This is a genomic window from Paenibacillus salivarius (assembly GCF_051307165.1).
In the GTDB taxonomy this organism is placed as follows: Bacteria; Bacillota; Bacilli; order Paenibacillales; family Paenibacillaceae; genus Fontibacillus.
This window is the reverse complement of the sequence record NZ_CP195592.1, coordinates 4,652,250-4,660,000: the sequence shown is the minus strand read 5'-3', so window position 1 is coordinate 4,660,000 and position 7,751 is coordinate 4,652,250. Positions and strand designations below refer to the sequence as shown.

The window sequence follows — 7,751 nt, the reverse complement described above, 5'->3', positions numbered from 1 at the left end:
TAGTGATTCCGTTAGTAGCGGCGAGCGAATGCGGATTAGCCTAAACCAAGAGGCTTGCCTCTTGGGGTTGTGGGACGTCTCACATGGAGTTACAAAGGATGAGGTTAGACGAACAGGTCTGGAAAGGCCGGCCAAAGAAGGTAAAAGCCCTGTAATCGAAAGTCTCAACCCTCCGAGACGGATCCCGAGTAGTGCGGGGCACGTGAAACCCCGTATGAATCTGCCAGGACCATCTGGTAAGGCTAAATACTCCCTAGCGACCGATAGTGAAGCAGTACCGTGAGGGAAAGGTGAAAAGCACCCCGGAAGGGGAGTGAAAAAGAACCTGAAACCGTGTGCTTACAAGAAGTCAGAGCCCATTTTAGGGGTGATGGCGTGCCTTTTGTAGAATGAACCGGCGAGTTACGTTTGCAAGCAAGGTTAAGTCGAAAAGACGGAGCCGCAGCGAAAGCGAGTCTGAATAGGGCGATTTTAGTTTGTAGGCGTAGACCCGAAACCGTGTGATCTACCCCTGTCCAGGGTGAAGGTGCGGTAACACGCACTGGAGGCCCGAACCCACGTACGTTGAAAAGTGCGGGGATGAGGTGGGGGTAGCGGAGAAATTCCAATCGAACTCGGAGATAGCTGGTTCTCCCCGAAATAGCTTTAGGGCTAGCCTCGGAAATGACAGTCGTGGAGGTAGAGCACTGATTGGGTGCGGGGCCCGCAAGGGTTACCAAGCTCAGTCAAACTCCGAATGCCATAGACTGATTATCCGGGAGTCAGACAGTGAGTGCTAAGATCCATTGTCAAAAGGGAAACAGCCCAGACCATCAGCTAAGGTCCCCAAGTGTGTGTTAAGTGGGAAAGGATGTGGAGTTGCACAGACAACCAGGATGTTGGCTTAGAAGCAGCCACCATTTAAAGAGTGCGTAATAGCTCACTGGTCGAGTGACTCTGCGCCGAAAATGTAACGGGGCTAAACACACCACCGAAGCTATGGCTTGAATCGACTTCACTGCTTCTTTGAGGCGGTGTTTAACCGATGACATTTTTGCCGAAAGCGACTTTTGAATTTGTTCAAAGGTTTCGGCCAAATGGTCTTCGGGGTTAAACACACTTCGAAGCTGGAGTGAAGTCGATTCAGGGGTAGGGGAGCGTTGAATGCGGGTTGAAGTCAGACCGGAAGGACTGGTGGACTGCATTCAAGTGAGAATGCCGGTATGAGTAACGAAAAGATCAGTGAGAATCTGATCCGCCGAAAGCCTAAGGGTTCCTGAGGAAGGTTCGTCCGCTCAGGGTAAGTCGGGACCTAAGGCGAGGCCGAAAGGCGTAGTCGAAGGACAACAGGTGGAAATTCCTGTACCACCGTAAACCGTTATGAGCAATGGGGTGACGCAGTAGGGTAGTGACGCGAGCTGATGGATGCTCGTCCAAGCAGTGAGGCTGATGTGTAGGCAAATCCGCACATCGTTAAGGCTGGGCTGTGATGGGGAGGGAAAATTTACAGTACCGAAGGTCATGATCTCACACTGCCAAGAAAAGCCTCTAGCCAGGTGAAGGTGCCCGTACCGCAAACCGACACAGGTAGGCGAGAAGAGAATTCTAAGGCGCGCGGAAGAACTCTCGTTAAGGAACTCGGCAAAATGACCCCGTAACTTCGGGAGAAGGGGTGCCTCGGTAGGGTGAATAGCCCGAGGGGGCCGCAGTGAAAAGGCCCAAGCGACTGTTTAGCAAAAACACAGGTCTGTGCGAAGCCGCAAGGCGAAGTATACGGGCTGACGCCTGCCCGGTGCTGGAAGGTTAAGGGGAGTGGTTAGGGAGCAATCCCGAAGCTATGAACTGAAGCCCCAGTAAACGGCGGCCGTAACTATAACGGTCCTAAGGTAGCGAAATTCCTTGTCAGGTAAATTCTGACCCGCACGAATGGCGTAACGACTTGGGCGCTGTCTCAACGAGAGATCCGGTGAAATTTTAATACCTGTGAAGATGCAGGTTACCCGCGACAAGACGGAAAGACCCCATGGAGCTTTACTGCAGCTTGATATTGGACTTTGATACGATTTGTACAGGATAGGTGGGAGCCTAGGAAGCCGGAGCGCCAGCTTCGGTGGAGGCGCCGTTGGGATACCACCCTGATCGTATCGGAGTTCTAACCTGGTACCGTGATCCGGTGCGGGGACAGTGTCAGGCGGGCAGTTTGACTGGGGCGGTCGCCTCCTAAAGAGTAACGGAGGCGCCCCAAGGTTCCCTCAGAATGGTTGGAAATCATTCGAAGAGTGCAAAGGCATAAGGGAGCTTGACTGCGAGACTGACAAGTCGAGCAGGGACGAAAGTCGGGCTTAGTGATCCGGTGGTACCGCATGGAAGGGCCATCGCTCAACGGATAAAAGCTACCCTGGGGATAACAGGCTTATCTCCCCCAAGAGTCCACATCGACGGGGAGGTTTGGCACCTCGATGTCGGCTCATCGCATCCTGGGGCTGAAGTAGGTCCCAAGGGTTGGGCTGTTCGCCCATTAAAGCGGTACGCGAGCTGGGTTCAGAACGTCGTGAGACAGTTCGGTCCCTATCTGTCGTGGGCGTAGGAAATTTGAGAGGAGCTGTCCTTAGTACGAGAGGACCGGGATGGACGCACCGCTGGTGCACCAGTTGTTCCGCCAGGAGCACAGCTGGGTAGCTAAGTGCGGACGGGATAAGCGCTGAAAGCATCTAAGCGTGAAGCCCCCCTCAAGATGAGATTTCCCAACTCGTAAGACCCCTTGAAGACGACGAGGTTGATAGGCTGGGGGTGGAAGCACAGCAATGTGTGGAGCTGACCAGTACTAATCGGTCGAGGGCTTATCCAAAGAACTAAACACGCAAATGAAGTTTCGTATCCAGTTTTCAGGCGATCAAAGCTTGAATAAATATTCCCTGATAGCTCAGTTGGTAGAGCACTCGACTGTTAATCGAGTTGTCACAGGTTCGAGTCCTGTTCGGGGAGCCATTATGGAGAGGTGTCCGAGTTGGCCGAAGGAGCACGATTGGAAATCGTGTAGGCGTCACAAGCGTCTCGAGGGTTCGAATCCCTCTCTCTCCGCCATCATATTTCTTTCATAAGCAAGGCCCGTTGGTCAAGGGGTTAAGACACCTCCCTTTCACGGAGGTAACAGGGGTTCGAATCCCCTACGGGTCACCACTTTCTTTAAAGCTACATAAAAGCTTTGCGAAAGACTTGATTTTAAACCGCTTTTTCTGGTACAATATGATTTGTCTTTCCTCGGAGGCTTAGCTCAGCTGGGAGAGCATCTGCCTTACAAGCAGAGGGTCGGGGGTTCGATCCCCTCAGCCTCCACCATATAAGATTTACTTTTACTGACGCGGGGTGGAGCAGCCCGGTAGCTCGTCGGGCTCATAACCCGAAGGCCGCAGGTTCAAATCCTGCCCCCGCAATTATCCCTTTAACAGGGATATCCAATAGTGTGGAGCCGTGGTGTAGAGGCCTAACATGCCTGCCTGTCACGCAGGAGACCGCGGGTTCGAATCCCGTCGGCTCCGCCATTTTAAGTAAATATGCAAGTGAGGCTCGGTAGCTCAGTCGGTAGAGCAGAGGACTGAAAATCCTCGTGTCGGCGGTTCGATTCCGTCCCGAGCCACCATTAAAACTGAATGCATCAAATGCCGGTGTAGCTCAATTGGTAGAGCAACTGACTTGTAATCAGTAGGTTGGGGGTTCAAGTCCTCTCGCCGGCACCATTTGGAGGCTTAGCGAAGTGGCCAAACGCAGCAGACTGTAAATCTGTTCTCGTACGAGTTCGGTGGTTCGAATCCATCAGCCTCCACCAGTTTTAAAGGGGCATAGTTTAAAGGTAGAACAAAGGTCTCCAAAACCTTTGGTGTGGGTTCAATTCCTGCTGCCCCTGCCATTTTTTCAAAACTAAATATTTTTATGGCGGTCGTGGCGAAGGGGTTAACGCACCGGATTGTGGCTCCGGCACTCGTGGGTTCAAGTCCCATCGATCGCCCCATTATTTTTACTAACAACTTCATGTTGGGGATTAGCCAAGCGGTAAGGCAACGGACTTTGACTCCGTCATGCATAGGTTCGAATCCTATATCCCCAGCCATTTTACGCGGACGTGGCTCAGCGGTAGAGCATCGCCTTGCCAAGGCGAGGGTCGCGGGTTCGATTCCCGTCGTCCGCTCCATTTTTTTATAAGGCGCCATAGCCAAGTGGTAAGGCACAGCTCTGCAAAAGCTCTACCCCCAGTTCGAATCTGGGTGGCGCCTCCATTTTCTTTTCGCGGGAGTGGCGGAATCGGCAGACGCACAGGACTTAAAATCCTGCGGTAGGTGACTACCGTACCAGTTCAAGTCTGGTCTTCCGCACTTTTTTTGGTTTATGTGCCCTTAGCTCAGCTGGATAGAGCGTTTGACTACGAATCAAAAGGTCAGGAGTTCGAATCTCTTAGGGCACGCCATTATAACTCGCTTTAAGAAAATAAATATTTATATGCCGGTGTGGCGGAATTGGCAGACGCGCGCGACTCAAAATCGTGAGGGAAACCGTGGGGGTTCGAGTCCCTTCACCGGCATCACGCAAACAGGTTTGTAAATTGCTTTTGAAGCAGTTTACAAGCCTGTTTTTATTTGCATTGCCCCTCAATTTCTAACCGTTTAGAATGTATAGATAAAGTTTTCGATAGTAATCGTTAAGGAGGTTGATTGCATGAAACAAAATAGCTATGATAATCCGGGTTTCTTTGCGAAATACAGCCAGATGCCCCGTTCCATAGGAGGACTTGATGCTGCCGGGGAGTGGTCCGTTTTTCGGGCGATGCTTCCGGAGCTTCGGGACAAAAAAGTGCTTGATCTCGGTTGCGGTTATGGTTGGCACAGCAGATATGTCCGGGAGCATGATGCCAGGTTCGTGGTAGGTTTGGATCTCTCTGAAAAAATGCTGGAGCGTGCCAGAACCATGACCCAGGATGACCAAATTCAGTATCGGCGGAGCGCAATTGAAGATATCAATTATTCCGAAGGGGAGTTTGACCTGGTGATCAGTTCCCTCGCACTCCATTATGTTGAAGATTTTGATAGCATCTGCCGAAAAGTTTATCGCTGTCTCGCCCCCGGCGGTTCTTTCGTGTATTCGGTGGAGCATCCGGTGTATACCGCGCTTCCGGAACAAGACTGGGTTTACGGCAAGCAGGGAGAGAAGTTGCATTGGCCGGTCGATCGTTATCATGAAGAAGGGCCGCGAAATGCCAGATTTCTTGATCATGATGTCGTTAAGTATCACCGAAGTATTGCGACACAGGTAAATGCGCTTATTCATTCGGGATTCCGAATTCGGGAAATGTCCGAACTTAAGCCGGAAGAACATCGGGTCGAGCAGGATCCGGAATGGCGGGATGCAAACCGGAGACCCATCTTTTTGTTGATCGCAGCTGATAAATAAGGGAAAAGTAGATCTGTTTAACGGTAACACTATATATAGTAGTATTTTGCCTTCGGCAGTGTTCAGAATCACTGTAAGTTGATTTTTATTAAGGTATACTCTCTTAGTCGAATACCTGATAATAAAATCACTACGAAGGATGAATTTAATGATAGTTATTAAGCGAGACGGTTCAGAGGTAGCTTTCAATCAACAGAAAATCATCGATGCGATTTGCGCGGCCATGAATAGTACCAAGAAAAAAGGCGACTCTGAATTGGCACAAAAGATAGCCGACAAGGTGACGCGGAAAATTTCCAAGCTGGAGAAGGTGGATATCGAACATATTCAGGATGAAGTTCAATCCGCCCTGATGAATAGCAGAAGGAAAGACGCTGCCGAGGCCTACATCGGCTATCGTGAAGTAAGAACCTTGAAACGGCGCGAACGCAGCAGCCTGGACAAAAAGGTTCTCGGGCTTCTGGAGCTCACGAATGAAGAGGTATTGAAAGAAAACTCCAATAAGGACGGAGCCACCATTCCGACGCAGCGCGATTTGCTGGCAGGCATTATGGCCAAGGATTTCGCCCAAACTTACATGATCCCAAAACGGGTCGTGGAAGCCCACAACAGCGGGGATCTGCATTTTCACGACCAGGATTACAGCCCGTATTTCCCCATTTACAACTGCATGCTGATCGACTTAAAGGGGATGCTCAAGAACGGCTTCAAGCTCGGCAACGCCCAGATCGAAACCCCGAAGTCCATAACTACCGCTACGGCCATTACCGCCCAGATAATCGCGCAGGTAGCGAGCCACATCTATGGCGGAAATACGATTAATGAAATCGACGTTATCTTGGCCCCATATGTATTAGAGTCTTTTAAAAAGCACTATCGCAAAGGCCTGCAATGGCTGTACATGCTGGAAGGCGATGAAATCGAAGCCCTGGATATCTCCTGGGAAAACGAAGGTTTACATAAGAAGTATCCGCGTTGTCTTGAATATGCCAAAAACCTGACCGAGAAGGAAACCTATGATGCTTTTCAATCGCTCGAATATGAAATCAATACGCTGGTCAGCGCCAACGGACAAACGCCTTTCAGCACGTTCGGCTTTGGCCGGGGGGTGTCATGGGCCGAGCGGCAAATCCAAATTGCCATTTTGCAAAACCGAATCCGCGGGCTGGGAAGGGACGGGAAAACCGCGATTTTCCCTAAGCTGATCTTCGGCTTGGAAGAGGGCGTCAATTTGAAGCCCGGGGATCCGAATTACGATATCAAACAGTTGGCCTTAAGATGCAGTACATTACGGATGTATCCCGACATTATTTCCGTGCCGAAGGTCAAAGAAATTACCGGGTCTTTCAAGTTTCCGATGGGCTGCCGCTCTTTTTTGGGCAGATATGAAGAGAACGGGGAGGAAATGCACGACGGCCGGTTCAACATGGGGGTGGTGACCGCCAATTTACCTCGGATTGCGATCAAAGCGAACGGCTCGGAAGAGACCTTTTACCGCCTATTGGATGAACTTTTGGAAGTGTGCAAGGAAGGGCTGATGTATCGCATCGAACGCTTAAAGGGAGTCAAAGCTAAAGTTGCCCCCATATTGTATATGGAAGGAGCGGCCGGCAGCCGGCTTCAACCGGAGGACACGATTGATCACCTGCTTGAGAACGGCAGAGCCAGCATTTCATTGGGTTATATCGGGATCCATGAAACGATGATGGCTTTGTACGGTACTTGTCTATTTGACGACGAGGAATTGCGGAAAAAAGGGGTGCAAATCGTTCGGTACCTGAGCGATAAAGCCGAGCAATGGAAGCTGGAAACCGGCTACGGCTTCAGCCTGTACTCCACGCCGGCGGAATCCTTATGCTACCGGTTCTGCAAGCTGGACGAGGAGAAGTTCGGCAGGATGGAGGGAGTCACGGACAAAGGATATTATACGAACTCCTTCCATCTCGATGTGAACAAGAAAGTGACCCCGTTTGAAAAAATCCAGTTCGAGAAGGATTACCCGCAGTACGCGAACGGCGGATTTATCACGTATTGCGAATTCGACTCGCTGGTCAACAATCCGGAGGCGCTGGAAGCGGTATGGGACTATGCTTATGAACGGGTGCCTTATTTCGGGACGAACACGCCGACGGACAAATGTCTGGAATGCGGGTTTGAAGGGGAGTTTGAAGCAACCAATACCGGCTTTGAATGTCCGAACTGCGGCAATGCCAATCCGAAAACCTCTTCCGTCATACGGCGCTGCTGCGGGTATTTATCGGAGCCAAGCCAGCGTCCGTTTAATGCGGGCAAGCAAAAAGAAGTACTCTCCCGCGTGAAGCATATGTGAG

2 protein-coding genes, 17 tRNA genes and 1 rRNA gene (1 of these 20 only partly in view) are annotated in these 7,751 nt (G+C 50.9%); all 20 read left to right on the top strand.

Annotated features, from left to right (window positions below):
- Positions 1–2,827 (top strand): 23S ribosomal RNA (locus ACSFXJ_RS21610); it begins 231 nt to the left of the window's first position.
- 64 nt (positions 2,828–2,891) lie between these two features.
- Positions 2,892–2,967, top strand: a tRNA-Asn gene (locus ACSFXJ_RS21605).
- Positions 2,968–2,971: 4 nt separating this feature from the next.
- Positions 2,972–3,063 (top strand) — tRNA-Ser (locus ACSFXJ_RS21600).
- 21 nt (positions 3,064–3,084) lie between these two features.
- A tRNA-Glu gene (locus tag ACSFXJ_RS21595) sits at positions 3,085–3,159 on the top strand.
- An 83-nt stretch (positions 3,160–3,242) separates the two neighbouring features.
- Positions 3,243–3,318: transfer RNA gene (locus tag ACSFXJ_RS21590), tRNA-Val, on the top strand.
- 21 nt (positions 3,319–3,339) lie between these two features.
- A tRNA-Met gene (locus ACSFXJ_RS21585) sits at positions 3,340–3,413 on the top strand.
- Positions 3,414–3,444: 31 nt separating this feature from the next.
- Positions 3,445–3,521: transfer RNA gene (locus tag ACSFXJ_RS21580), tRNA-Asp, on the top strand.
- A gap of 22 nt (positions 3,522–3,543) precedes the next feature.
- Positions 3,544–3,619, top strand: a tRNA-Phe gene (locus ACSFXJ_RS21575).
- A gap of 21 nt (positions 3,620–3,640) precedes the next feature.
- Positions 3,641–3,716 (top strand) — tRNA-Thr (locus ACSFXJ_RS21570).
- 3 nt (positions 3,717–3,719) lie between these two features.
- Positions 3,720–3,805, top strand: a tRNA-Tyr gene (locus ACSFXJ_RS21565).
- Positions 3,806–3,812: 7 nt separating this feature from the next.
- A tRNA-Trp gene (locus ACSFXJ_RS21560) sits at positions 3,813–3,886 on the top strand.
- 26 nt (positions 3,887–3,912) lie between these two features.
- Positions 3,913–3,988 (top strand) — tRNA-His (locus ACSFXJ_RS21555).
- A gap of 24 nt (positions 3,989–4,012) precedes the next feature.
- Positions 4,013–4,087: transfer RNA gene (locus ACSFXJ_RS21550), tRNA-Gln, on the top strand.
- A 6-nt stretch (positions 4,088–4,093) separates the two neighbouring features.
- Positions 4,094–4,168 (top strand) — tRNA-Gly (locus ACSFXJ_RS21545).
- Positions 4,169–4,179: 11 nt separating this feature from the next.
- Positions 4,180–4,253, top strand: a tRNA-Cys gene (locus ACSFXJ_RS21540).
- A 10-nt stretch (positions 4,254–4,263) separates the two neighbouring features.
- Positions 4,264–4,349, top strand: a tRNA-Leu gene (locus ACSFXJ_RS21535).
- A 15-nt stretch (positions 4,350–4,364) separates the two neighbouring features.
- Positions 4,365–4,441: transfer RNA gene (locus ACSFXJ_RS21530), tRNA-Arg, on the top strand.
- Positions 4,442–4,475: 34 nt separating this feature from the next.
- Positions 4,476–4,555: transfer RNA gene (locus ACSFXJ_RS21525), tRNA-Leu, on the top strand.
- A gap of 134 nt (positions 4,556–4,689) precedes the next feature.
- Positions 4,690–5,421, top strand: coding sequence for a class I SAM-dependent methyltransferase (locus ACSFXJ_RS21520; RefSeq protein WP_435922402.1), 732 nt, complete (start codon positions 4,690–4,692; stop codon positions 5,419–5,421).
- Between the two features lie 148 nt (positions 5,422–5,569).
- Positions 5,570–7,750 (top strand): anaerobic ribonucleoside-triphosphate reductase, encoded by a 2,181-nt coding sequence (gene nrdD / locus ACSFXJ_RS21515; RefSeq protein WP_435922401.1) that lies wholly within the window; start codon positions 5,570–5,572, stop codon positions 7,748–7,750.
- Position 7,751: the final 1 nt, after the last annotated feature.

Bases quoted from the DNA above. Each gene is read 5' to 3' on its own strand.
- ACSFXJ_RS21520 (WP_435922402.1), top strand. From the start codon at position 4,690: ATGAAACAAAATAGCTATGATAATCCGGGTTTCTTTGCGAAATACAGC.
- nrdD (WP_435922401.1), top strand. From the start codon at position 5,570: ATGATAGTTATTAAGCGAGACGGTTCAGAGGTAGCTTTCAATCAACAG.